Source organism: Streptomyces sp. NPDC102283 (assembly GCF_044766265.1).
Lineage (GTDB): Bacteria > Actinomycetota > Actinomycetes > Streptomycetales > Streptomycetaceae > Streptomyces.
Map to the genome: position 1 here is coordinate 60,765 of NZ_JBIWLQ010000023.1, position 23,347 is coordinate 84,111.

The window sequence follows — 23,347 nt, forward strand, 5'->3', positions numbered from 1 at the left end:
CCCGCCGACCCTCCCCTTACGGGGTCCGCCGGACTGTCGGGGGAGGGTCAGCTTCGGGCGCCGCCGATGGGCGCTGCGGCGGCGGTGAACGCTGCCGCAGCCGCTGCCGCGGAGAACGCCGCCACGAGGGCCGCGTCGTTCTCGGCAGCCTTCGGCGCGTCCGCGACTGCGGACGGCGCTGCGGGGAAGGCGTACCGGAACATGCCCCTGATCATGGCCGGGCGGGGCGTCGCCGTCGAATGGTTTTCCCGACGCCTCAGAGGTTCTTGAGCGCCTCGCGCGCGGAGAGCGGCGACAGGCGTGTCCCCGCTCCCTCGACGAAGTCGCGTACGGCGGTGGGGTCGGTCCTGGCGTACTCCCGCAGGGCCCAGCCGATCGCCTTGCGGAGGAAGAAGTCGGGGTGGTCCGCGCGGCGCAGGCAGTAGCCGAAGAGCCGGTCGGTGTCGGTGGCTTCCCGGTAGCGCAGCTGGTGCAGGAGGGCGGTCCTGGCCGCCCAGAGGCTGGGGTCGTCGATCCACCGGTCCATCTCCCGGGCGAGCGCCGGATCGGCGGCGACCAGGGGGCCCGCGACATGCGCGGCGAGCACGTCGACCGTGTCCCACCAGGGAACGGTGGTCACGAGGTGGTGCAGGACGGGCAGGAAGCCCGAGGTGCAGCGGCCCGCGTACCGGCGCAGGTAGTCGGCGGCGAAGTACTGGTACTCCCGCTCCGGCAGCCGCCAGCAGCGCAGCGCGATCGCCGTGCAGTCCGCCTCGTCCGGCCGCCCGGCGCCCGCCAGGACGGTCCGTGACAGGGCCCGGCGCTCGGGGGTGGGGATCCCGAGAAAGGGGGCGACGTGCTTCATGTACGCGGCGGCTCCCGCGGCCCGTACGGGGTCGGCGGCCGGGGCGTAGACGGAGACGAGCCGCTCCAGCACAGTGTCGGCGAGGGCGCTGTCCGGCGGGACGGGGGCGTCGGCGGCGGGGTTCACGCGAGGCACATTACGGCGATCACACAGCGTTTTCGGTTACTCTCCCCGAATGTTCGACCCCGTCCCCTCCGCCCGGCCCGCCACCGGTCCCGCCCTGCGCCTCTCCAGGGCGCTGCTGTCGCCGTGGTCCCGGTTCTCGCTGCTCGTGGTCGTCCTGCTGGGGGCCGCGTCGACGATGCTGCTCTTCGAACCACAGCGGCTGCTGGCGTCGGGCTGGCCGGCCCAGCTGACCGGGGGCACGGCCGCGATGCTCTTCGGGCTGGCTTACGGGGCGCTGACGGTGGCGTTCGTGCCGCGCCCGCTGCTCAACATCGCCGCGGGCGCGTTGTTCGGGGCGCAGGCGGGTCTCGCGGCGGCGTTGGCGGGCACGGTGCTGGGCGCGGGCGTGTCGTTCATGCTGGGCCGGGTACTGGGCCAGGACGCGCTGCGGACCCTGCTGCGCGGGAGGCTGCTGACCGCCGCGGACGGGGTGCTGAGCCGGCACGGCTTCCGGTCCGTCCTGGCGCTGCGGCTCTTCCCCGGGATCCCGTTCGCCGCCGCCAACTACTGCGCGGCGACCTCCCGGATGAGCGCTCCGCCGTTCCTCCTGGCCACCGGGCTGGGGTCGATCCCGAACACGGCGGCGTACGTGATAGCCGGCAGCGAGGCCGCGTCGCCGACCTCGCCGGTCTTCCTGGCCGCCACGGGCTTCATCGTGCTGTCCGCTCTCGGCGGGGCGCTGGTCGCCTGGCGCAAGCGCCACCGGCTCGGCCGGGACACGCCGCAGGACTGAACGTACGGCGGCACGTGGACGACCGGTGCAGTAGGTCTGACGTTTACTTTCAGGCGATACGCTGCCCGCGACCTCGATGTCCTTGTTGTCCTTGACCGCACTCCGTACTCCGCACGCAGCCGACGGGCCCAGTCGTCCGTGGCCGATGCACGATCACCTCCGGGATGGCCAAAGCCCCATGAGCTGGTTCGAATCATTCGTCCTGGGACTCGTTCAGGGACTGACCGAGTTCCTGCCGATCTCCTCCAGCGCCCATCTGCGGCTGACCGCCGCGTTCGCCGGCTGGCACGACCCGGGGGCCGCCTTCACCGCCATCAGTCAGATCGGCACGGAGGCGGCGGTGCTCATCTACTTCCGCAAGGACATCGCGCGCATCCTGTCGGCGTGGTTCCGCTCGCTGACGGACCGTGCGATGCGCGGTGACCACGACGCCCAGATGGGCTGGCTGGTCATCGTCGGCTCGATCCCCATCGGTGTTCTGGGCATCACGCTCAAGGACCAGATCGAGGGACCGTTCCGCGATCTCCGGCTGATCGCGACGACGCTGATCGGCATGGGCATCGTGCTGGGCATCGCCGACCGGCTGGCCGCGCGCGACGAGTCGGGCGGCAAGCACCGGGTGGTGAAGGAGCGCAAGACGCTCAAGGAGCTGGGGGTCAGGGACGGCCTGATCTTCGGGTTCTGCCAGGCGATGGCGCTGGTCCCCGGGGTCTCCCGGTCGGGTGCGACGATCAGCGGTGGCCTGCTGATGGGCTACACCCGCGAGTCGGCCGCCCGCTACTCGTTCCTGCTGGCGATCCCCGCGGTGCTCGCCTCGGGCGCCTACGAGCTCAAGGACGTGGGCGAGGGCCATATCTCCTGGGGCCCGACGATCTTCGCGACGCTGGTGGCGTTCTTCGTCGGATACGCCGTCATCGCGTGGTTCATGAAGTTCATCACGACCAAGAGCTTCATGCCGTTCGTCATCTACCGCATCCTGCTCGGCATCGTCCTCTTCATTCTGATCTGGGCCGGGGTGCTCAGCCCGCACGCGGGTGAGTCGGCGGGCACCACCCCGTAGGCGTCGTGCGCCCCGCCCGGGAGCAGCCGGGCGGGGCGATCCAGCAGCGCAGCAGCCAGCAGCGCGGACAGATGGTCCCCACCGTACGGCGGGGGTCTGACAACGCCGGGGCGGAGCCGCACGCGGGCCCGTGGGCAGTCCGGCTACCGGTCGGCGAGGTCGTGGATGGTCGCGGTGCCGGAGCGGACGACCCAGGTACCGCTGCCGGGGAACGTTTCCTCCGAACGGGCTTTCAGGGCTTCGACGTCCAGGCCCGCGGGCCACTGTGTACCGAGCTCCGACCAGTGCACCCCTGTGAGGTCGATACCGGCCAGGTCGGCATCTCTCAGGTCAGCGGTGACGAAGTCGTCCAGCAGCGCGTGCAGAGAGTCCCCGTCGAGCGTGGGGGGCTTGTGTCCGAGCACCCGGCCGATGGCTCGGCACATCTCGGCTGTGCGGATGCCCACGACCTGGGCGACGAGTTCACGGTGGGCGGGGCTCCGGTCGGGGCCGGGTTCGAAGCCGAGGAGACCGACCAGGTCGATGGCGCGACCGTGAGCGACGTCCAGGGCGAGATCGAGGTCGTCGGCAACGTTGAGACGGAAGGTCAGGGAGATGCCTCGGTCGCGGGCGAGGTCGCGGGCGAGGGCGACGGCATGGACGTGAGCGAGATCCAGGGCGGAGGTCAGGTCCTCGGTGCGGGTGCGGACGGCGAGGAGGTCCGCGCGGGAGCCGAGTGCGCGGGCTTGTACGAGGCAGGCGGCGACAGCGGTGGCACGGCTGAGGTCGAGGTCGCCGGCGGCGGTGATGCCGAGGTCGCGAGCCAGGCCGCGGGCCAGGACGAGATCGTGGGCGAGGTCGTGGGTGAGGTCGCGAGCGAGGTCGACAGCGAGCGTGCGAGCGAGATGGGTGTCGTAGGGCGGATCGTCCTCCAGCGCCAGCGCGACACCGCGGGTGCGGGCGAGAACCTGGCTGACCCTCCTGATCTCGGGCTCGTTGCGCAGAGCCATGCGGTCCTCCGGCCCGATCGCCTGCAGGAGCGCCTCCGTCCTCAGGCCGTCGTGCGCTCCGCGGGAGTGACTGGCGGGTGCGGCGGGAGGCAGGATGGCGGCGAGTCCGGCCTCGGCGTCCAGGACTCCGTCGAGGCCGTCGACGGCGGTGTCGTGGTGAGAGAGGATGAGGATCTCCCGCAGGCCGGCCTCGATATCCAGGACGCCGTCGAGAGCACGGGTCAGGGCGGGCTGGACCCGGTCGAGCCGCTGGTGCGGTTCCGTTCCCTCGGGGTCGTATGCGGGGTGGCGGGTCACTGGCCCTCCTCGCGTTCCTTGATACGGGCGGCTACCGCCCGGCGGGCCTTCTTGAGGTTGGCGCGCACCGTCTCGGCCGACAGGCCGAGGTGGTCGGCGATGTCGGTGGGTGTGAAGCCGTTCAGGGTCCACGCCATGATCTGACGTTGTCTCGGGGGGAGGCCGCGCAGGATGAGCAGCGCGTCGTGCCGCACTTCCCACTCGGCGATGGCGTCGGGACGGGGCAGCAGGGACGTGGGCTCGGGAAGATCCTCGACGAGCTCTTCGAGCGTAGCGACCTTGCGTACCAGCGCACGGGAGGCGGCCTTGTGGACCCATGCCTTCGGATACTCGATGTCGCCCCAGCACCGGTAGGCGTCGATCATGCTCTCCTGCGCGATGTCCGCGGCGTCCCGCAGCCCGGCCCCTTGGTTGATCAGGAAGCCGACCAGCGAGCGCAGTTGCTCACGGTAGAAGGCGGCGAACTCCGCGTCCGTCCGCTGCCGGTCGCGGTCGTCCCGGACGAACGGGGCAGGCGGTGCGGGGGCGGCCGCCGAACGGTCAGCCCCCTCAGCCGGGTCCTGGATGTTCACGACGTACGGCCCTTCTCGCCGTCGGCCGGGGCGCCGACGATCCTCACGCACAGGTGGTGCCCGGTGTCACCGCGGTCGCCCAGTTCCACCGTTCCCCCCGTGGGCAACTTGCCGGTCATCTCCAGCAGATAGTGGTGCCGTTCCCGTTCACTCTGCGCCCGTCGGTGCAGCCGCAGCCAGAGCGCCGTCAGCGCGAAGGCTTTGGCGATGACGATCAGAACGAACACGGTCATGGCCGATTCCATTCGGGGGCCTCCTCTTCTTCATGGGTACCGGCCGCGAGGCCGTCATGAGTTGAGGGGCGATCAGGCTCTTGATCGTGAACTTCCCGAGCGGATTTTTTTCTGGGAGCAGAAGCGTGGACACGCTTCCCGGTGCCTGATCGGTAGGCCGGACGGCTGAGGCGTCAGGCCGGTGGCGGCGTCAGGCCGGTGGCGGTCAGGACCGCGTCGACCGTCTCGTCCACGGTCAGCTCCGCGCTGTCGATCCAGATCTTCTCGTCGGCCAGTTCGGTGCGCATGACGTCGTCCAGCGGGGACCAGTCCGTCGTCAGCGTCTTGTCCCTGGCGAGGTTGCGCTCCAGGGCCTTCGCGGCGCCCGGGGCCAGGACCACGCGGTGCAGCGGTACGCCGGTGAGCGTGGCGCGGTAGAAGTCGAGGTGGGCACGGCGTACGACGACGTCGTCGATGACCGGGAGGAAGCCCGCGGCGGCGAAACTGTCCGCCAGCAGGCAGGCGTTGCGGGCCCGGAGGAAGATCTGCCGGTCCGCCTCCTCGTCCTTCTCGGGCGAGGGCCACCGGCCGCCGGAGACGATGAGTTCCTGGAGGGCGTCCACCTCGATGTGGGCGGCGGTGGCGAAGCGGGCGGCGAGAGCCGCGGCCACCGTGCTCTTGCCGCTGCCGGGGATGCCGATCAGCAGGACGGCGCCCGTCGCCGGTGATCCGGTGTCGACCGGTACTTCTGTCCACCCCATGTGGCCACGCTCCCTCGTTCAGTACACGTCACGCACGTATCTGCGGTCCGAGGCTAGCTGCTTGACCTGCGCGGCCGCCGCGTCGGGTTCGAGTCCCCCGTGGGCGACGGCGATGTCGCGCAGGGCCCGGTCGACGTCCTTGGCCATGCGGGAGGCGTCGCCGCAGACATAGAGGTGGGCGCCGTCGCGGAGCCAGGACCAGAGCTGGGCTCCGTGCTCGCGCATCCGGTCCTGGACGTAGACCTTGGCCCGCTGGTCGCGGGAGAAGGCGGTGTCCAGCCGGGTGAGGGTGCCCGAGCGGCTCAGCGCGTCGAGTTCGTCGCGGTAGTAGAAGTCCGTGGCGCGGTGCTGCTCGCCGAAGAACAGCCAGTTGGCGCCGGAGTGACCGAGCGCCCGGCGTTCCTCCAGGAAGCCCAGGAACGGCGCGACTCCCGTACCGGGCCCGACCATGATCATCGGGGTGGCCGGGTCGACGGGCGGCCGGAAGCGGTCGTTGCGCTGGACGAACACCGACAGGGGGCTGTCCTGTTCGGCGTCGGCGAGGAACGTGGAGGCGACGCCCTTGCGCATCCGGCCGCGGTGGCTCTCGTAGCGGATCACGGAGACGGTCAGCCGCATCCGGTGGGGGTCCACGAGCGGGCTGGAGGCGATGGAGTAGAGCCGGGGCCTCAGCGGCCCGAGCACCTCGGCCCAGGCGGCGGCCGTGGCCCGTACCGGGTGTTCGGCGAGGACGTCGACGGCCTGCCTCCCCCAGATCCACCGGTCCCGCTCGCCCCTGTTGTCGGGGCGCAGCAGCTTCTTCAGGGACCGGTCCCCCGTCTGGTCGGCGACTAGGCGCAGCAGGTCCGGGGTGATGCGGGCGATGTCGAGGTGGCGGTGCAGGGCCGTCTCCAGGGCGACCGGGCCGTGTCCGGGGACGTCCACCTCGGCTGCGGGGTCGAGACCGGTGACGGCGAGCCATTCGGCCACCAGGTCCGGTGAGTTGAGGGGGTGTACGCCCAGCGCGTCCCCGGCCGTGTACGTCAGGGGGGTCTCGGCGTCCCGGGTGTCGATCGTGAAGGCGCGGACCTCCTTCGTCGCGCCGGGCAGGCTCAGGAGGCGGTTCCCGGTGAGGAGGGCGGTGACGGGGGCGGCGCGGGAGGGGCGGGCGGGCGCCGTCCCTCCGGGCGACACCGTCGGCGCGGCGGGCGGTGTGGCCGCTGTCCGCTCCGCTGTCCCTTCCGGGGTCGTCGCCTCCAGCGCCGTCCGGACCTCCTTGAGCCACTGGCCGAAGGGCTGTTCGTACTCCGGCTCGCAGTCGGTGCGCGGGACCAGCCGCTCCGCGCCCAGTTCGCCGAGGCGTTCGTCCAGGCGGCGGCCGTGGCCGCAGAAGTCGTCGTAGCTGGAGTCACCGAGCGCGAGTACGGCGTAGCGGACGCCTTTCAGGCCCGGGACCCCGGGGACGTTCAGCGACTCCCAGAAGGCGGAGCCGTTGTCGGGGGCGTCGCCGTCGCCGAAGGTGCTGGTGACGACGAGGAGGTCGGCCGGGTTCGGCAGGGCCGCGGGCGTCCCGTCGTCCATACCGAGGAGCGTGGTGCGGTGCCCCTCGGCGGCCAGCGTCCGGGCGGCCGTCGCGGCGACCTCCTCGGCGTTGCCGGTCTGCGAGGCCCACAGCACGACGACCGGCCGGCCCGGTTCGTCCGGGGTGCCCGCCGGCGCCGCGGGGGCGGGCTCCGCCGTCCCCGCGAGCCGGGAGTACGTCCCGGCGAGCACTCCGTTGACCCACAGCGCGTGGTCCGGGGCGAACGGGGCGCCCGCCGGAAGCACCGGGGTGCCCTCCGGCCGGGCGCCCAGGCCCGCGAGGAATCCGGCCAGATAGCGGCGTTCCGTCTCCGTGAGGACGGGTGGGGCGGTGTCCACCAGGCCGAACGTGCCCACCAGACCCGATGTGTTCACCGGACCCGATGTGTTCACCGGACCCGATGTGTTCACCGGACCCGATGTGCCCACCAGGCCGGAGGCGTCCACCGGGCCCGAGGTACCCATGAATCCGAGACCGGGGCCCCCGCCGGGCGCGGGCCGTTCCGCCTCGGCGGGCCCGCGGCGCGGCGCGGGTGCGGCGACCTTCACCAGCCGGACCGCGCACACCTTCAGCTCGGGCTGGAACGAGATCGGGTCGACCGCGTCGTTGGTCACGGCGTTCACGCCGAGGTACTCGCCGAACAGGTCGTTCCAGTGGAACGGGGCGAAGCACTCCCCCGGCCCGACCCGGTCGGTGATCCGGGCCGGAAGCACCGCGCGCCCGCGCCGCGAGGCGACCTCGACGCCGTCGTCCTCACCGATGCCCAGGACCGCCGCGTCGTCGGGATGGATCTCGACGAAGGGGCCCGGGTCGAGCCGGTTCAGCTTCGCGATCTTCGCGGTCTTGGTGAGGGTGTGCCACTGGTGCTGGAGCCGCCCGGTGTTGAGGAGATGCGGGAAGTCCTCGTCGGGCATTTCGGCCGGCGGCAGGTGCGGGCGGGCGTGGAAGACGGCCCGGCCGCTCGGCGTGGGAAAGGCGAGCCTCGGCACGCTCCCGTCGGGCCGCACGGTCAGCTCCTGGCTGACGCCGTCGTTGACGTAGCGCACGGGGTTGCGGGCCGGGCCGTCGACATCGGCGCTGGGCCACTGCACAGGTGTCTCGCGCAGCCGCTCGTACGTCACCCCGCGCAGGTCGTAGCCGGTGCGCGGGTTCGACGCCCGGGTGATCTCGGCGAAGACCTCCTCGGCGCTCGTGTAGCCGAAGGCGTCCTCGTACCCCATGGCGCAGGCCACCGCGGCGATGATCCGCCAGTCCGGCCAGGCCTCTCCCGGCGGGTCGGTGGCGCGGCGGGAGAGGGTGAGGGTGCGCTCCGAGTTGATCATCACGCCCTCGGACTCGGCCCAGAGGGCGGCGGGCAGGACGACATCGGCGTACGCGTTGGTCTCGGTGTCGGCGAACACGTCCTGCGTGACGACGAATTCGGCGGCCTCCAGACCCTCGATGACGGTCCGGCGGTTGGCGACCGAGGCGACCGGGTTGGTGCAGATGATCCAGCAGGCCTTGATCTCCCCGTCGGCCATGCGCCGGAACATGTCGACGGTGCCGCTGCCCGAGCCGTCCGCGCGCAGGGTGCCGGGCTCAACGCCCCACAGCTCCTCGGTGAAGGCACGTTCCTCGTCGACCAGGACCGATCGCTGGCCGGGCAGTCCGGGGCCCATGTAGCCCATCTCGCGTCCGCCCATGGCGTTGGGCTGGCCGGTGAGCGAGAACGGGCCGCTGCCGGGCCGGCAGATCGCCCCGGTCGCCAGGTGCAGGTTGACGATCGCGTTGGTGTTCCAGGTCCCGTGGGTGGACTGGTTGAGGCCCATCGTCCAGCAGCTCATCCAGTCGCCCGCCTCGCCGATCCAGCGGGCCGCCCGCCGGATGTCGTCCTCGGGGATGCCGGTGATCTCCGCGACGGCGGCGGGCGGGTAGTCGCGGAGGAAGGCGGGCATCCGCTCCCAGCCCTCGGTGTGCTCGGCGACGAACTCCGGGTCGGTGTGCCCGTTCTCGACGAGGAGGTGCAGCAGCCCGTTGAGGAGGGCCAGGTCGGTGCCGGGCCGGATCCGGAGGTACAGGTCGGCCTTGGCGGCGGTGGCGTTGCGCCGGGGGTCGACGACGATCAGCTTCGCGCCCGCCTTGACGCGCTCCATCATCCTCAGGAAGAGGATCGGGTGGCAGTCGGCCATGTTGGCGCCGGTGACGAGGAAGACGTCGGCGTGCGCGAAGTCCTCGTAGGAGCCGGGCGGTCCGTCCGCGCCGAGGGACAGCTTGTAGCCGCTGCCCGCGCTCGCCATGCAGAGCCGGGAGTTGGACTCGATGGTGTTGGTCCCGATGAAGCCCTTGGCCAGCTTGTTGGCGAGGTACTGCGCCTCCAGCGTCATCTGGCCGGAGACGTAGAGGGCCACCGCGTCCGGGCCGTGGGCGTCCAGTACGGACCGCAGCCTGCGCGCGGTCTCCGCGATGGCGGCGTCCCGGCCGAGCGGGGCGGGCTGCTCGCTGCGGTCGGGGCGGGCCAGGGCGGTGGTCAGCCGGCCGGGGGCGGCGAGGAGGTCCGCGCCGGTGGCGCCCTTGGTGCACAGCCGGCCTGCGTTCGACGGGTGCTCCTTGTCTCCCGAGGCCTTCACGACGGTGCGGCGGCCGTCGGGGCCGGCGGCGATGTCGAGGACGATCCCGCAGCCGACACCGCAGTACGAGCAGACCGTGCGCACCCGGTCGGTGGCGGGAGCGCACGGCGGCGGGGGCGGCACGGTCATGGGGGCCCTTCGGGGGCGGGCGTACCCGGAGGGACGCGGGGGCGGGCTGCGGTCACCCCCGAATCTAGGAAGGGCCCGTTACCCGGGGATGACACCGGGCGAACAGTGACGGTTACGTCGCCTGCACACCGCCCGGGGGCCGCCGGTGAGGCTCGGGCGGTGCGGGGTCGCGGCTCCGGCGTCGCACGGTGGCCGCCGGTGAGGCCCGCTCGGTGGCGGGCGGTACGGGGCGGGCGGTGCCGGGCGGTGGCCCCGGCGCCGCCCGGTGATCGCGGGGAACTTCCCGGCCGGGGCGGCCGACTACTGGAGAGACGCCGGGCGCGGGAGGCCCGTCCGGTGACGGAAACGGCGGCCGGTGACACGGCCGCCGGGGCGACGGCAGCAGCACACCCACGGGGCCCCCGGGCCCGGGAGGAGGCCGCGAGGCATGCACTGGTACGAGGACGACGCGCTCTGGTCCGATTTCGCCCCGACGATGTTCCCGGCGGCGCGGGCCGAGTCCGCCGCCGCGCTGGTCGCGTCCTCTCCTCTGCTGGACTTCCCACCGGGCACGAGAGTCCTGGACCTGTGCTGCGGGCCGGGTCTCTTCGTGGTGCCGCTGGCGGGGCGCGGGTACGAGGTGACGGGGGTCGATCTGTCGCCCTCCATGCTGGAGAGGGCCCGGACAGCCTGCGACACGGCGGGCGCCGAGGTCCGCCTGGAGCGCGCCGACATGCTCACCTACCGGCAGCCGGGCACGTTCGACGTGGTGCTGAACGTCTTCACGTCGTTCGGCTACTTCGACGAGGCCGAGGACAACCTCCAGGTGCTGCGCAACGCCCACGAGAGCCTCGCCCCGGGCGGGCAGCTCCTGGTGGACGTGATGGGCAAGGAGGTGCTGGCGGGCTGGATCGGGCGGCCGAAGGCGGTCGACCTGCCCGACGGCGCCTATGTCGTCCAGCGCGACACCGTCCTCGACAGCTGGCGGCGGCTGCGCACGGACTGGACGCTGGTGCGCGGTACGACGGCGCGGACGGCGTCCATCATCTCCTGGCTCTACTCGGCGGCCGAGCTGCACGCCCTCTTCGAGAGCGCGGGCTTCACCGACGTGGAGTGCTTCGGCGGGTTCGACGCGTCGGGCTACGACCAGCGCTCGGACCGGCTGATCGTGCGCGGGCGGCGCAAGTGAGGGCCGGGGCGGACGCCCGTCCCCGCGCCGCGGGGCCGGACGCTTCCGCGCGCCCGGCGGTCGCGACGGTCCACGAGCACATCACCGACGCGGTGAAGACCCCCGACCTGATCCGGCTGACCGGCGACATCGTCCTCGCCCGCTTCGAGACGATGAAGGTGTACGCCGCGCTCGGCGCGGTCCGCTCGCTGCTGCGCCGGGGCCGGGTGGTCCCGGGGCAGACCCTGGTCGACAGCTCCAGCGGGATCTACGCGCTGGCGCTCGCCATGGCCTGCCACCGCTACGGGCTGCGCTGCCACATCGTCGCCTCCACCACCGTGGACGCCACCATGCGGGCGCAGTTGGAAATCCTCGGCGCCACGGTCGACGCGATGCCGCCCTCGCAGAGCCTGCGACTGGACCAGGAGCTGCGGGTGCGCCACGTGCGCCGGCTGCTGGCGGAGCGGTCGGACTTCCACTGGATGCGGCAGTACCACGACCAGGTCCACCACGAGGGCTACCGGGAGTTCGCGGAGCTGCTCACCGGGGCGCTGCCCCAGGGTCCGCTGACCGTGGTCGGCGCGGTGGGCACGGGCGCGTCGACCGGTGGACTGGCCCGCGCGCTGCGGGAGTCGGGGCGGTCGGTGCGGCTGGTGGGCATCCAGCCGTTCGGCAGCGTGACGTTCGGGAGCGAGCGGTTCGAGGACCCGGAGGCGATCATCGCGGGCATCGGCAGCTCGATACCGTTCGGGAACGTCCGGCACGAGCTGTACGACACCGTCCACTGGCTGGACTTCCGCCATGCCATGGCGGGGGCGGTCGGACTGCTGCGGGAGCACGCGGTGTTCGCGGGCCTGTCCACCGGGGCGGCCCATCTGGCGGCGGCCTGGGAGGCGGCCCGCGATCCCGGGCGGCTGCATCTGGTGCTGGGCGCCGACACCGGACACCGGTACGCGGAGCGGGTGTTCGCCCGGCACGCCGAGGCCCTGGACCCGGCCGGGCTGCGGCCCCGGACCATCGCGTCGCCGGCCGACCTGCGGCCGCCGTGGTCGGTGATGGAATGGGCCGGGCGCGCCGCTCCGGAGGCCGCCAGGACCGTCGAGGGCGAAGTCCCCTCCCCCGTACCGACCGTGGAGCTGCTGCCATGACGATCGCCGCACTGGAGTCCCTGTCCTTCGGCCTGGGCCGGATGGCGGAGGCCGCCGCCGAAGCGGGGCACCGGCTGTGTCTGCTGACCGGCGACCGTTCGGTCTACCGGCACGAGCTGGCGGTCCTGCCACCGGACGCGCTGGACGTCGTGGACGTCGACACCACGGATCCGGAGGCCACCCGTCGCGCCCTGGCCGCCGTGCCGGGCCTGGCCGGGCTGATCAACACGACGGACACCTGGAGCGTGCCGGCCGCCGAGCTGGCCGCCGAACTGGGGCTCCCGGGCGCCGATCCCGGGGCCGTACGGCTACTGCGGGACAAGCGCCGGGTCCGGGAGACGCTGCACGCGCACGGGCTGAGCCGGAGTACGGCCGTATCCGTCCCGCCGGGTCCCGAGGGCGCCGGGGAGGTGCTGCGGGCAGTGGGGCTGCCCGCGGTCCTGAAGGACTCGGCGGGCACCTCCTCGCGCGCCGTGTGGATCGTGCACGACGAGGAGGCCCTGCACCGGGCGCTGGCGGAGGCGGGTCGACAGCGCCTGACCGGAGACCTGTTGGCCGAGGCGTTCCTCGCCGGTCCGCTGTACAGCGCGGAGACCATCGGCTGGGACGGGACCACCCGGCTGCTCGGGGTGCTGAGCCGCCAGACGTCCCGGGCGGCGGTGGTACGGGAGGAGGCGGCGGCGTTCCCGGTGGCGCTGCCCCAGGAGGAGCGGGCCGGGATCGAGGCGTGGGTGGGCCGGGTCCTGGCGGCGGCGGGGCACGTCCGCGGCTTCGCCCATGTGGAGTTCGTCCTGACCGCCGACGGGCCCGAGTTGGTGGAGATCAACCGCAGGATCGGCGGCGCGCTGGTCGGCGAGGTGCTGTGCCGGACGCTGCGGACCAACGTCTACACGGCCATGATGGACGAGGCGCTCGGCCGCCGCCCGGCACTGCTGGACGCCCCGCTCGACGCCACAGGGCCCGCGTACGGCTTCGTCCTCGTGTACGCGGAGCGGCCCGGGGTGCTGAAGGGCTGGCACGGCCTCGACGAACTCGGTGCGTTCCCCGGGGCGGTGGAGTGGTTCCCGGTCCGCGAGCCCGGCGAGAGCGTGGTCCACGTCGGTGATCAGCGGGGCTGTACGGGCATGGTGCTGGCCGAGGGGCGGACGGCGGAGCTGGCCCAGCACCGGGCGTGGAGCGCGGCCGTCCGGGTCCGTCCGGTCGTCGCCGGGGCGGCGTGAGCCCGGGGAGGTGAGCCGCCGCCGTACGGACCGTGGGCCGGGCGGCCGGGCCTCCGGGCGGCCGGGCGGCCCGCAGCTCACCGGCCCGCAGCGGTTCCTGCTGGGGGGCTCGTTCCTGATCACGCTGGGCAGTTTCGCCGTGCTTCCCTATATGTCGGTGCTGCTGCACCAGCGGCTCGGCCTCGGGCTCGGCACGGTCGGCATCGTGCTGGCCGTCGCCTCGCTGATCCAGTTCGCCGGCGGCGTGGTGGCGGGGCCGGTGACCGGGCGGATCGGGCTGCGGCGCGCGATGCTGCTGGCGCTGGGACTGCGTACGGCGGGGTTCGCCGCGTTCGTCCCCGGGCTGACCAGTCCGGTTCTGGCGGTCGGGGCGCTGTTGCTGGTGTCGGCGGGCGCGGCGCTGTACCTCCCGGCGAACAAGGCGTATCTGGTGGAGGGGGCGCCCGAGGAGCGGCGCCCCCGGCTGCTGTCGGCGAGCGGTTCGGCGTTCAACGCGGGGATGGCGCTGGGCCCTCCGGCCGCCGCGCCGCTCGTCATGGGCTCCCCCGGGGTGCTGTTCTCCTGTGTCACCGTGCTGTTCGCGCTCGTGGGGGCCGGGCACGCGCTGCTGCCGGCGGGCACCGCAGACCGGTCCTGTGACAGGTCGTCCGACGGGGCCTCCGCAGCGCCCGCCGCCGGGCGGACCCCGGAGTTGGGCGCACCGCGCCCCGGGCCCTCACCGTTCGTGGTGACCGTCCTGAGCGTGTACGCGTTCATGTTCTTCCAGCACTATCTGGCGCTGTACGCGGTCCCCCGGACGTCGGCGGCCTTCTACGGAGCCGTCCTGACGGGGTACGCGGCCCTCCTCGTCGTCGCCCAGCCGTTGCTGGCGGAACGGGTCGCCGCACTGAGCTACCCGGCCGCCCTGCGGTGGGGGTTCGGCGCGATGGCTGCGGGCATGGCGGCGATCGGAGCCGGGGGCCACGCGGGGATCGCGGTGGGCGGAACGCTGCTGTGCCTCGGGGAGATCGTGCTCTTCCTCAAGAACGACCTGGAGGCGCTGGCCCGTTCGTCGGCGACTCCGGCGAGCGTGTTCGGGCGTCAGCGGCTGGCGGCGGGCATCGGCGCGTTCGCCAGCGGGGTGGTGGGCGGGCAGTTGTACGGGGCGGCGGAGTCCGCGGGCTCGGCGCGGGGGTTCTGGGCGGCTGTCTGCCTCCAGTGCCTGTTGCTGCCGGTGTTCCTGCTCCGCCGGCGGCGCACCGCCCGGGACCCCGAGGGATCGCGGGCGGGCGCCGACTGAGGGGTGCGGGACACCTCTGAGGGATTCCCGTCCGGCGACAGGTCGGTCACGCCGATGCGGGGATCGGGCTCCGGTGCGCTTCGGCCGGTCCCGCGCGCCACTGCCCGGCGAGTTCGCGGCGGGCGCGGGCCACGCGGGAGCGCACCGTGCCGATCGGACAGCCCGCGGCGGCCGCCGCCTCCTCGTAGGACGCGCCCAGAAGCTGGGTGAGGACGAAGGCCTGGCGGCGCGCCGGGTCCAGTCGGCGCAGGGCGTCCAGCACCGCGACGGACTCCTCGAATCCGGGCAGTTGACGGGGCTGGGCGCGTTCCGCCGCGGTCTGCCAGTCCGCGGTGTCGGCGGTCCGGGGGCGCACGGCGGCGGCTCGGTGCCGGTCGATGACGACGCGTCGCGCGATCGACATCAGCCAGGTCCGGGCGCAGGAACGCCCCGCGAACCGGGCCAGTCCGCTCATCGCCCGGAGGTAGGTCTCCTGAGCCAGGTCGTCGGCCCCCGGGACGTCGGAGCTGAGGTAGGCGACGAATCTGCGGACGTCCTCGTAGGTCGCCCGGACGAAGCGGTCGGCTGCCTCCCGGTCCCCGCCTCCCGCCGCCAGCGCCCAGTCGGTGATCTGCCCGTCGTTCTGCCGGGCGGCCGGGACCCGGGGGTGGGGCGGGCGGGTGGTGGACATCCGGATGGCCGGCGGCCGGGAGGCGGGCGCGGCGACGGGGGGCGCGACGGGCCTCGCGACGGCCGGTGGTGCGGTGGCGGATCGCGCGACGGCGGGGCGTGCGGGCGCGGGTGGCGCGGCGACGGCAGGCGGTCGCACGGCGGCCGGTCCCGGTCGGACGGCAGGGCGTGCGGTCGCGGGTGGGGCGGCGGTGGGTCGTACCGTGGCGGTCGGCCCGACGGCCGGTCGCGCGGCGGCGGGTGGCCCGGCGGTGCGTAGCGCGGGAGCAGGATGTGTCACAGCGGTCCTTCGCGTCCTTGCGGAGCCGGCGGCAGCGGTCGCCCGGCTCCGGCGACCGGCCCCGGGCCCCCTGTTGGGGTGGCCCGGAGCACCGGCATGCCTGTCACGGGTGTGCGCGTGGCGCACACCCGTACCGCCTCCGGCGCACAGGAGCCGGAGGACGGATGGAGGTCAGAGGAGGCAGAGGGAGAGGGGCGGCCCGCGCCGGGAGATGGCGTGCAGGGCGAGAAGGTTCCGGAAGCGGCGGCGGGGCCGGCGGCGGACGCGTCGCCGGACGGACGGCGCGGGCGCGTGGGGCGTCGCGGACCACAGGCGCCGGGCCGTCCGCAGCGGTGCCCGGACGAACAGCACCAGACAGCGGCCCAGCCGGGCGAGCGCGACCTCGCCGCGCCACAGCCACCAGCCGCAGATCAGCCCGGCCGCCGCGTGGGCGGCGGCCATGCCGAGGGTGAACACCGCGCCGTCGAAGGCGGCCAGAAGCCCCAGCAGGCCCGAGGAGTCGCCGATCGCGACCTCGTGCGCGGAGTGGTTCATCGCGCCCGGCGCCCGCCCGCCGCCCGCGTGGTGCGCGCCGAAGCCGGACGGCAGCCAGGATCCGGCGCAGGCGAAGAAGGCGTGCAGCCCCAACTGGCCCAGGACATGGGCCGTCACGGTCACCGGAGCGCTCCGTTCCCGCGCGGCGAGCCACCATCCCGCACCGCACACCGGCAGCAGCGCGGCGGCCTGGACGAGCAGGGGCAGGGGCGCGCCGGACATCAGCGCGTGGCCGAGTCCGGACACGGCGACGCACACCACCGCGAACAGCGCGGTGCGTACGAGTCGGAGTGCGGTTCCGGCTCCCATGTCAGCCATCGTGCCAGTCGCACCCACCCCGGAGAGAAGGGCACCAGATGCCGAAACAACGGGAGTTCACCTTGTTTGCCCCACCAGCAGCACCATGTGATCCATGTCACATACAGCTGTCGGGAACTTTCCCGCGCCCGCGTCCGACTGCTCCAACAACGCGTCTGCGTAAGCCTCGTGGCCCGGGGCCGCCGCATCCGCCCCCGCCAGCCGATGCCCCCGCCCCGAAGAGGCCGCATGACGAACCCACTCCCCACCCCCGAACCGGCAGCGGCCGCCGAGATGCCCGAAAGCGCCGCGCCCGCCACCGGAACCGGACCTGAAGCCGCAGCCACCGACAGCGCCGCACCGGAAGACGGCCACGTCCCCTCCCCCCGGCAGCCGGGAGCTCCGAAACGGCCGACGCTCCGCTCCGACCTGCGGGCCTCGTGGCCCGACGGCCTGGTCGCGCTCCTCATCACCGCGGCGATCTTCGTCCTGCTCTACATACGCATCCGCAACAAGACCTCGTCCACGGTCACCGTGATGCCGTTCATGGCCGACGCGGGCGGCTTCTGGATGTACTTCCTCAGCCAGGCGTTCGGCTGGTCCGCCCTGCTCTGGGCCTGGGGGACCGTCATCCTCGGGCTGATGCTGTCCGGCCCCCGGCCGGGTCGCCTGCCGCTTTCGGGCCCCCGGCTGGAACGCCTGCACCGCACCACGAGCCTGAACACCATCGCCCTGATCGCGGCCCACGCCCTGCTGTTCGGGGCCGAACTGGTCCGGCACGACACCGCGTCCTGGAACTCCGCGGTCGCCACCGCCTTCGTGGAGGCCCTCGTCCCCGGCGGCTACGACTCGGGGACCGGCAAGATCGCCATCCCCATCGGCCAAGCGGCCCTGTACCTCGCGATCCCCCTCGGCCTGGTCTTCTACGTACGCCACCGCATCGGCCAGAAGACCTGGCGGATACTGCACCGCTGCGTGATCGTCGTCTACGTCCTCAGCGTCTGGCACACCCTGCTGTACGGGACCAACGTCTGGTACGACGGCTGGTTCCGCACGAGCGTCTGGCTGCTCCAGCTCCCGATCGCCGCGCTGCTGCTCCTGCGCCTGCTGCGGCCCGCCCGCCGCTCCGAGAAGCTGCCGGTCCGGCCCGGAGCGACCGCCGGGGCCCGCACCGGGTGGGTTCTGCGGGTGGGCGGAAGGCTCGCCGTGGTGGCGATCCTGGCGGCTCTGGTCGCGGTCGTGGCCAGTGGCAGCGACGGCGGGCGCAGCGTGCCCCCGGAGGACACCTCCTCCACCCACAACCACGACTGAGAGGGCCGTCCGCCCCCGCGCGTGCGCGCCGGCCGCCACCGCAAGTGAGAGCCGTCCGCCCGGCGACGTACGCTCGGAGGCATGACCACCAACGATCTTCCCGTGATCGCCGCAGTCGACGGTTCCACGCACAGTCGGCGGGCGCTCGACTGGGCCACCCACGAAGCCGTGCGGCGGGGGCTGCCCCTGCTGATCGTCCACGTCCGCCCGCTCACCCGGCAGGTCGACGAGGAGACCGGACGGCGCGAGGCGCAGACCCTGCTGGCCGAGTCCGTGCGCCGGAGCGCACTCATCGCTCCGGAGCTGCGGCCTTCGACGCTGGCCCCGCTGGACTTCCCGTCGGCGGCCCTGGTATCGCTCGGCCGGGACGCGTCGATGATCGTGGTCGGCTCGCGCGGGCTCGGCGGCTTCCGCTCGCTGATGGTCGGTTCCAACAGCCTCGCGACCGCGTCGATGGCGAGCTGTCCCGTCGTCGTCGTGCAGGAGGACCGCCCGGAGGGGGACGACGACCGCGCCGGGGACGCGGGGGCCTTCACCGACATCGTGGCGGGGGTGGCCGCCGACGAGAGCAGCGAGGCGGTCCTGGAGTTCGCCTTCGCCACCGCGGCTTCCCGGCCGGGCGCCCGGCTGCGGATCGTGCACGGCTGGACGATGTTCTCCTCGATGCTCGCGGGCGGCCCCGTCCTGGACCGGCAGGAGGCGGCGGGCTCGGCCGCGCGGACCCTGGCCGAGCTGACGTCGGGGTGGCACGAGAAGTACCCGCAGGTGGAGATCGTCCGGGAGCCGGTCAACGGTTCGGCCTCGCGCACCCTGGTGACCGCGTCGGCGACGGCGGCCCTGACGGTGGTCGGCCGCCGCAAGGGCGGCGAGTCGCTCGGGCTCGGGCTGTCCCCGGTGGCGCAGACGGCGGTCACGCACGCGCTGGGGCCGGTCGCCGTCGTGCCCTGCTGAGCCGACCGGTCGGTTCCGGCCCCGGGGGTCCCGTCGGTGCGGGCCCCTTGGCCTGGCGGGCGGTTTGACCGAGACTTGACCGATGACACAGCGTGTGGCACTCGCGACCGTGATGGACCGACTTGCCGTCGATGCGGTGATCACCGGATACGCGGTGGCCGTCGACGACGGGGCCTGGTCGGACTACGGCGCCCTGTTCACCCCGGACGGCCGCGCGGACTACCGGGGCGCGGGGGGCGTGGAGGGCCCGGCCGACGAGATCGCCCGGTGGCTGGAGGAGACGATGCGCCTCTTCCCCGTACGTCAGCACCTGATCGTCAATCGCCGGATCGACCTGGAGGACCTGGGCGGCTACACGGGCGACCGGGCCGAGGTGCGGGCCGACTACCTCAATCCGATGTGCCTGGCCCGGAAGGCGGCGAGCGGCTCGGACGCGGACGCGCCGGGGGGAGCTGGTTCCGGGCAGGCCGGGGGTGCGACGCCCGACTTCGTGACCGGCGGCCGCTACACCTTCGAGCTGCACCGCGCCGAACAGGGCTGGCTGATCCGCACGGTCACCGTCCACGAGAAGTGGCGCCGGACGCCGGGCGCGTAAACACTGCCGTCGCCCTGCCATCGCACTGTCGTCGCCCTGCCGTCGCCGCCGGCCGAGGGCGCCGGGTCCGCCCGCCCTGCCCCGCTCGGCCCGTGTCCTGTGTCCGGCGGGGATCACCTCCCCCACACTGGGTATCCAGGGGTTGACGCGGTGACGGCGATTGCCCGCCCGCGCACGACCGAGGAGGGCACGGCATGCGCATCCGGGGCGGGCGTCTCCCGGTCGGCCGGAACGCGGCCGGTGCGTCCGGCGCGGGCACGTCCGGTGACGGCACGTCCGGTGGTGGTGCCTCCGGTGGTGGGCCGGCGGCCGGTGGCCGGGGCTCCGCCGACCCGGGGGTGTTCTCGTCCTCCTGGACCCGGGGCGCGGCGGCGCTGCTCGCCGGGGCGCTGCCCGCGCTCGCCTTTCCCGCGCCCGGACTCTGGTGGTTCGCCTACGTCGCGCTGGTCCCCTGGCTGCTGCTGATCCGCACCGCGCGCTCCCCCCGCAGGGCCGCGCTGGACGGCTGGATCGGCGGCGTCGGCTTCGTCCTCGCGGTGCACCACTGGCTGATGCCGAGCCTCCACGTCTTCATCGTGCTGCTGGCCGCCCTGCTGGGGCTGCTCTGGGCTCCCTGGGGGCTGCTGGTGTCCCGGCTGCTCGGCGGGTCCCCTTCCGCGTCGCGTGCCGTCGCCGCCGTGGTGGTCGTGCCCTCCGGGTGGCTGATGATCGAGCTGGTCCGCTCCTGGGAAGGGCTCGGCGGGCCCTGGGGGCTTCTCGGCGCGAGTCAGTGGGAGGCCGCCCCCGCCCTGCGGGTCGCCTCGGTGGGCGGGGTGTGGCTGGTGAGTCTGCTGGTGCTCGCGGTGAACACCGGCGCGGCCCTGCTGGTCGTCGGCCGCGCGGCCCGTACGGCCGCCGGGGTCCTGCTGCTGGTGTGCGCCCTGTCCGTCGCGGCGGTGGCGGCCTGGGCGCCCCGGCCCGCGAGCACCGGCACGGTCAGGATCGCCGTCGTGCAGCCGGGCGTCGTGGAGGGGCCGGGAAGCGTCGCGCGCCGCTTCGACCGGGGCGAGGAGCTGACCCGTTCGCTGCGTGGCCGGGGCGTGGACCTGGTGGTGTGGGGTGAGAGCAGTATCGGCGCGGGTGCGTGGGAGCGCCCGGAGACCGCGCGGCGGCTGGCCGGGCTGTCCCGCCTGATCGGCGCGGACCTGCTGGTCAACGTGGACGCCCGGCAGACGGACGGCTCGGGGCGGTCGGGGATCTTCAAGTCGGCGGTGCTCGTGGGTCCCGGCGGGCCGACCGGGGACCGCTACGACAAGATGCGTCTGGTCCCGTTCGGCGAGTACGTCCCGGCCCGCTCCCTGCTGGGGTGGGCGACGTCCGTGGGCAAGGCGGCGGGCGAGGACCGGCTGCGCGGCGACCGGCAGGTGGTGATGACCCTGCCGGACGGGGCGCGGGGGCTGCGGATCGGTCCGCTGGTCTGCTTCGAGTCGGCGTTCCCCGACATGAGCCGCAGGCTGGTGCGCGACGGGGCACAGGTGATCGTCGCCCAGTCCGCCACCTCGACGTTCCAGGACAGTTGGGCCCCGGCCCAGCACGCCTCGCTGGGGGCGCTGCGGGCCGCCGAGAACGGTCGCCCGACGGTCCACGCGACGCTCACCGGGATCAGCGCGGCGTACGGGCCCCGGGGGGAGCGGGTGGGCCGCCCGCTCGGCACGGACGCGAGCGCGACGGAGGTGTTCGACCTGCCGCTGGCACGCGGGAGCACGCTCTACGGCCGGTTCGGGGACTGGCCGGTGCACGGGGCGCTGGCGGCGCTGGCCGTGCTGTGCGCCGTCGAGGGACTGCGGGCGCTCAGGAGGCCTGCTCCAGGGCCTCCCGGACCACCCGCTCGCACAGCTCATGGGTCGCCAGGGAGTCCCGGGCACTGAGCGTTTCGCCCCGGCGCACGGCGTCGAGGAAGGCGTGCACGCAGGCTTCGATGCCGCGCTGCCGGGCCACGGGGACCCAGTCGCCGCGCCGCCGCACACTCGGCTGCCCCTTGTGGTCGACGATGTCCGCGAGGTTGAGGACCTGTCGCTTGGTGTCCTGGCCGGAGACTTCGAGGATCTCCTCGGTCGATCCGTTCAGCCGGTTCATCATGCCGATCGCGGTGAATCCGTCGCCGGACAGCTGGAGCACCACGTGGTGCATCAGGCCGTCCACGATCCGGGCCCGCACGGTGGTGTGGTCGACGGTGCCCGGGACCAGGAAGCGCAGGGTGTCGACGACGTGGATGAAGTCGTCGAGGATCATCGTCCGGGGGTCCTCGGGCAGCCCGACCCGGTTCTTCTGCATGAGGATCAGCTCGCGCGGGTGCTCCGCGCACTGCGCGTAGCCCGGGGCGAAGCGGCGGTTGAAGCCGACGGCGAGGCTGACGCCGCGTTCCTCGGCGAGGGTCACCAGCCGCTCGGAGTCGGCGTACTCATAGGCGATCGGCTTGTCGACATAGGTGGCGACGCCGGCTTCGAGGAGCGGTTCCACGATCTGCGGGTGCACGGCGGTCGGGGCGTGGACGAACGCCGCGTCCAGCCCTGCGGCGAGGAGGGAGTCGAGGGTCGTGTGACGGGCGTCGGCCGGAACGCGGTGGGCGTCGCCGACCGCGTGGAGCGTGGTGGGGGTGCGGGTCTGCAGATGGAGTTCGACCCCCGGTACGGCCGTGAGCACCGGCAGGTACGCCTTCTGGGCGATGTCGCCGAGCCCGATGCAACCGATCTTCACGAGGTCTCCCTGTCGCCGTGCCGCGCCGCTGTGCGCGGCTGTTCGCGCCCCGGCAGCATACGTCGCCGCCGTCCTGCGCCCCTCTGCCGGTCCGCTCGCGAATCCCCTGGCCAGGGCCATGATCATGGGTCACTATGGCCCCCATGACTTTTCCGGAACGCTCCGAACCCGCTCTCGACGCAGCCGAACGCCCCATGCTGGAGGGCTGGCTCGACTACCACCGCGCGACCATGGCCATGAAGTGCGCGGGGCTGACGGACGCCCAGGTGCGCGAGGCCTCGGTGCCGCCGTCCGCTTTCACGTTGCTCGGGCTCCTCCGGCACATGGCCGAGGTGGAGCGCGGCTGGTTCCGTGAGGTGCTGGCGGGTGAGGAGTTGCCGGACCTCTACTCCACCGAGGAGGACCCCGACGGTGAGTGGCATGTGACGGGGTCGGACACCTGGGCCGAGGCGGATGCCGCCTGGCGGGCTGAGGTCACGGCGGCCCGGAGGAACGCCGCCGCGTATCACCTGGACGACTTCTCCCAGGGCGTCGGCTCCGCGGGCGAGCCGTTCAGTCTGCGCTGGATCTACACGCACATGATCGAGGAGTACGCGCGGCACAACGGCCACGCCGACCTGGTGCGCGAGCGCGTGGACGGCGCCACCGGCGACTGACGGCCCCATCCCCGGCGAGCACGGGCCGGGCGCCGTGCTGACCGGGTCACTCGTGCGGGCCATTCCCGGCGCACCGGGTCCCCCGAGGCCGGGTGGCACCGCAGAGTTGTCGGGTGCAGAGAACCAGAATCACCGCGGGACTCCTGGTCGGGCTGGCGGTCACAGCCGTCTCGGGCTGCGTGTCGGTGGAGCCCCGCGCCTTGCCCTCCCCGCAGCCGGGCACCACCGGACCTGTCCAGGACGTGGCCCCGCAGATCGTGCAGCCACCCGCCCGGGAGGCGCTGGAGGCCGTGCCGGATCCAAGCCCGTCGGCAGCCCTGCCGCCCTCCCCCGCGCCTTCGGCCGCCGGCTCCCCGGCCAAGGCTCCGCGCTCCGGACCCGCGGGGGCCTCCCGTCCCCGGGAGCGCCCGGACCCGCCGGAGCCCCCGCCCCGCCGGGCCCCGGGCATCCCGTCCGTCCCCGTGCCCGCCCTGCCGCGCGCCTCCGGCGGCGGGCCGGACGTCTGCGCGCTCGGCCGGGGGTACGGCGGCTGGCCCGCGGGCAGCCCGGAGTCCCGCATCTGCTCGCAGACGTACGGTCGCTGACGCTCCGGCCC

Annotated in this window: 22 protein-coding genes; 12 read left to right on the forward strand and 10 right to left on the reverse strand. The window is 73.6% G+C overall.

The window, feature by feature from the left end; genetic code table 11:
- Nucleotides 1-47: 47 nt before the first annotated feature.
- Complete coding sequence (locus ACIRJT_RS33140) at nt 48-203, reverse strand: hypothetical protein (RefSeq protein ID WP_403916644.1); 156 nt, start codon at nt 201-203, stop codon at nt 48-50.
- Between the two features lie 53 nt (nt 204-256).
- Entirely contained in the window at nt 257-970 is a 714-nt protein-coding gene (locus tag ACIRJT_RS33145) for a DNA alkylation repair protein (protein WP_403916646.1), read from the reverse strand.
- A 49-nt stretch (nt 971-1,019) separates the two neighbouring features.
- On the opposite strand from ACIRJT_RS33145, the gene ACIRJT_RS33150 reads away from it, so the two are divergent.
- Together ACIRJT_RS33150 and ACIRJT_RS33155 are read left to right on the forward strand one after the other, a co-directional pair.
- A complete protein-coding gene (locus tag ACIRJT_RS33150; protein ID WP_403916648.1) occupies nt 1,020-1,742 on the forward strand; it encodes a TVP38/TMEM64 family protein in 723 nt (240 codons plus the stop codon).
- Between the two features lie 178 nt (nt 1,743-1,920).
- A complete protein-coding gene (locus ACIRJT_RS33155) occupies nt 1,921-2,802 on the forward strand; it encodes an undecaprenyl-diphosphate phosphatase (protein ID WP_402018045.1) in 882 nt (293 codons plus the stop codon).
- A gap of 143 nt (nt 2,803-2,945) precedes the next feature.
- Here the strand turns inward: ACIRJT_RS33155 and ACIRJT_RS33160 are convergent, their stop codons facing one another.
- From ACIRJT_RS33160 to ACIRJT_RS33180, 5 genes are all read right to left on the reverse strand, one after another.
- The gene (locus tag ACIRJT_RS33160; protein WP_403916651.1) at nt 2,946-4,088 is read right to left on the reverse strand and encodes a hypothetical protein; all 1,143 of its coding nucleotides are present in this window, start codon (nt 4,086-4,088) and stop codon (nt 2,946-2,948) included.
- Nucleotides 4,085-4,660 (reverse strand): sigma-70 family RNA polymerase sigma factor, encoded by a 576-nt coding sequence (locus ACIRJT_RS33165; protein ID WP_403916654.1) that lies wholly within the window; start codon nt 4,658-4,660, stop codon nt 4,085-4,087. The genes ACIRJT_RS33160 and ACIRJT_RS33165 overlap by 4 nt, the downstream gene beginning before the upstream one ends.
- Nucleotides 4,657-4,893, reverse strand: a complete 237-nt coding sequence (locus ACIRJT_RS33170) for a hypothetical protein (protein WP_403916656.1) — start codon at nt 4,891-4,893, stop codon at nt 4,657-4,659. Before ACIRJT_RS33170 ends, ACIRJT_RS33165 begins: the two co-directional genes overlap by 4 nt.
- Before the next feature lie 173 nt (nt 4,894-5,066).
- Nucleotides 5,067-5,633 carry an AAA family ATPase gene (locus ACIRJT_RS33175; protein ID WP_403916659.1) on the reverse strand — a complete coding sequence of 189 codons (567 nt, stop codon included), beginning with the start codon at nt 5,631-5,633 and terminating at the stop codon, nt 5,067-5,069.
- Between the two features lie 18 nt (nt 5,634-5,651).
- Nucleotides 5,652-9,929: a molybdopterin-dependent oxidoreductase gene (locus ACIRJT_RS33180; protein ID WP_403916662.1), complete on the reverse strand. Its 4,278-nt coding sequence runs from the start codon at nt 9,927-9,929 to the stop codon at nt 5,652-5,654.
- A gap of 427 nt (nt 9,930-10,356) precedes the next feature.
- Between ACIRJT_RS33180 and ACIRJT_RS33185 the strand changes: the two genes are divergently transcribed.
- The 4 genes from ACIRJT_RS33185 to ACIRJT_RS33200 are packed head-to-tail and all read left to right on the forward strand — an operon-like array spanning nt 10,357 to nt 14,723.
- On the forward strand, nt 10,357-11,097 hold the full coding sequence (locus ACIRJT_RS33185; RefSeq protein ID WP_403916665.1) for a class I SAM-dependent methyltransferase: 741 nt from the start codon (nt 10,357-10,359) through the stop codon (nt 11,095-11,097).
- The gene (locus tag ACIRJT_RS33190) at nt 11,094-12,224 is read left to right on the forward strand and encodes a pyridoxal-phosphate dependent enzyme (RefSeq protein WP_403916668.1); all 1,131 of its coding nucleotides are present in this window, start codon (nt 11,094-11,096) and stop codon (nt 12,222-12,224) included. The genes ACIRJT_RS33185 and ACIRJT_RS33190 overlap by 4 nt, the downstream gene beginning before the upstream one ends.
- Entirely contained in the window at nt 12,221-13,444 is a 1,224-nt protein-coding gene (locus ACIRJT_RS33195) for an ATP-grasp domain-containing protein (RefSeq protein ID WP_403916671.1), read from the forward strand. The genes ACIRJT_RS33190 and ACIRJT_RS33195 overlap by 4 nt, the downstream gene beginning before the upstream one ends.
- 10 nt (nt 13,445-13,454) lie before the next feature.
- Nucleotides 13,455-14,723, forward strand: a complete 1,269-nt coding sequence (locus ACIRJT_RS33200) for an MFS transporter (protein ID WP_403916674.1) — start codon at nt 13,455-13,457, stop codon at nt 14,721-14,723.
- A gap of 46 nt (nt 14,724-14,769) precedes the next feature.
- Here ACIRJT_RS33200 and ACIRJT_RS33205 read toward each other — a convergent pair whose 3' ends face one another.
- Nucleotides 14,770-15,393 carry a sigma-70 family RNA polymerase sigma factor gene (locus tag ACIRJT_RS33205; RefSeq protein WP_403916835.1) on the reverse strand — a complete coding sequence of 208 codons (624 nt, stop codon included), beginning with the start codon at nt 15,391-15,393 and terminating at the stop codon, nt 14,770-14,772.
- Nucleotides 15,394-15,843: 450 nt separating this feature from the next.
- A complete protein-coding gene (locus tag ACIRJT_RS33210; protein ID WP_403916677.1) occupies nt 15,844-16,515 on the reverse strand; it encodes a hypothetical protein in 672 nt (223 codons plus the stop codon).
- A 237-nt stretch (nt 16,516-16,752) separates the two neighbouring features.
- Between ACIRJT_RS33210 and ACIRJT_RS33215 the strand changes: the two genes are divergently transcribed.
- The 4 genes from ACIRJT_RS33215 to lnt all read left to right on the forward strand — a co-directional run bounded on the left by ACIRJT_RS33215 (nt 16,753) and on the right by lnt (nt 21,267).
- The gene (locus ACIRJT_RS33215; RefSeq protein WP_403916679.1) at nt 16,753-17,814 is read left to right on the forward strand and encodes a ferric reductase-like transmembrane domain-containing protein; all 1,062 of its coding nucleotides are present in this window, start codon (nt 16,753-16,755) and stop codon (nt 17,812-17,814) included.
- Between the two features lie 81 nt (nt 17,815-17,895).
- A complete protein-coding gene (locus ACIRJT_RS33220; protein ID WP_403916682.1) occupies nt 17,896-18,765 on the forward strand; it encodes a universal stress protein in 870 nt (289 codons plus the stop codon).
- A gap of 82 nt (nt 18,766-18,847) precedes the next feature.
- Nucleotides 18,848-19,360, forward strand: a complete 513-nt coding sequence (locus ACIRJT_RS33225; protein ID WP_403916684.1) for a nuclear transport factor 2 family protein — start codon at nt 18,848-18,850, stop codon at nt 19,358-19,360.
- A gap of 194 nt (nt 19,361-19,554) precedes the next feature.
- Nucleotides 19,555-21,267 carry an apolipoprotein N-acyltransferase gene (lnt, locus tag ACIRJT_RS33230; RefSeq protein WP_403916687.1) on the forward strand — a complete coding sequence of 571 codons (1,713 nt, stop codon included), beginning with the start codon at nt 19,555-19,557 and terminating at the stop codon, nt 21,265-21,267.
- On the opposite strand, the gene ACIRJT_RS33235 is transcribed toward lnt, so the two are convergent.
- Nucleotides 21,191-22,096, reverse strand: coding sequence for a Gfo/Idh/MocA family protein (locus tag ACIRJT_RS33235; protein WP_403916690.1), 906 nt, complete (start codon nt 22,094-22,096; stop codon nt 21,191-21,193). The two genes, lnt and ACIRJT_RS33235, sit on opposite strands and share 77 nt — an antisense overlap.
- 143 nt (nt 22,097-22,239) lie before the next feature.
- Here ACIRJT_RS33235 and ACIRJT_RS33240 point away from each other — a divergent pair, with 143 nt between their 5' ends.
- Together ACIRJT_RS33240 and ACIRJT_RS33245 are read left to right on the forward strand one after the other, a co-directional pair.
- Nucleotides 22,240-22,752 carry a DinB family protein gene (locus ACIRJT_RS33240; RefSeq protein WP_403916692.1) on the forward strand — a complete coding sequence of 171 codons (513 nt, stop codon included), beginning with the start codon at nt 22,240-22,242 and terminating at the stop codon, nt 22,750-22,752.
- Nucleotides 22,753-22,865: 113 nt separating this feature from the next.
- Nucleotides 22,866-23,336 (forward strand): hypothetical protein, encoded by a 471-nt coding sequence (locus tag ACIRJT_RS33245; RefSeq protein ID WP_403916695.1) that lies wholly within the window; start codon nt 22,866-22,868, stop codon nt 23,334-23,336.
- The last annotated feature ends 11 nt before the right edge of the window (nt 23,337-23,347 follow it).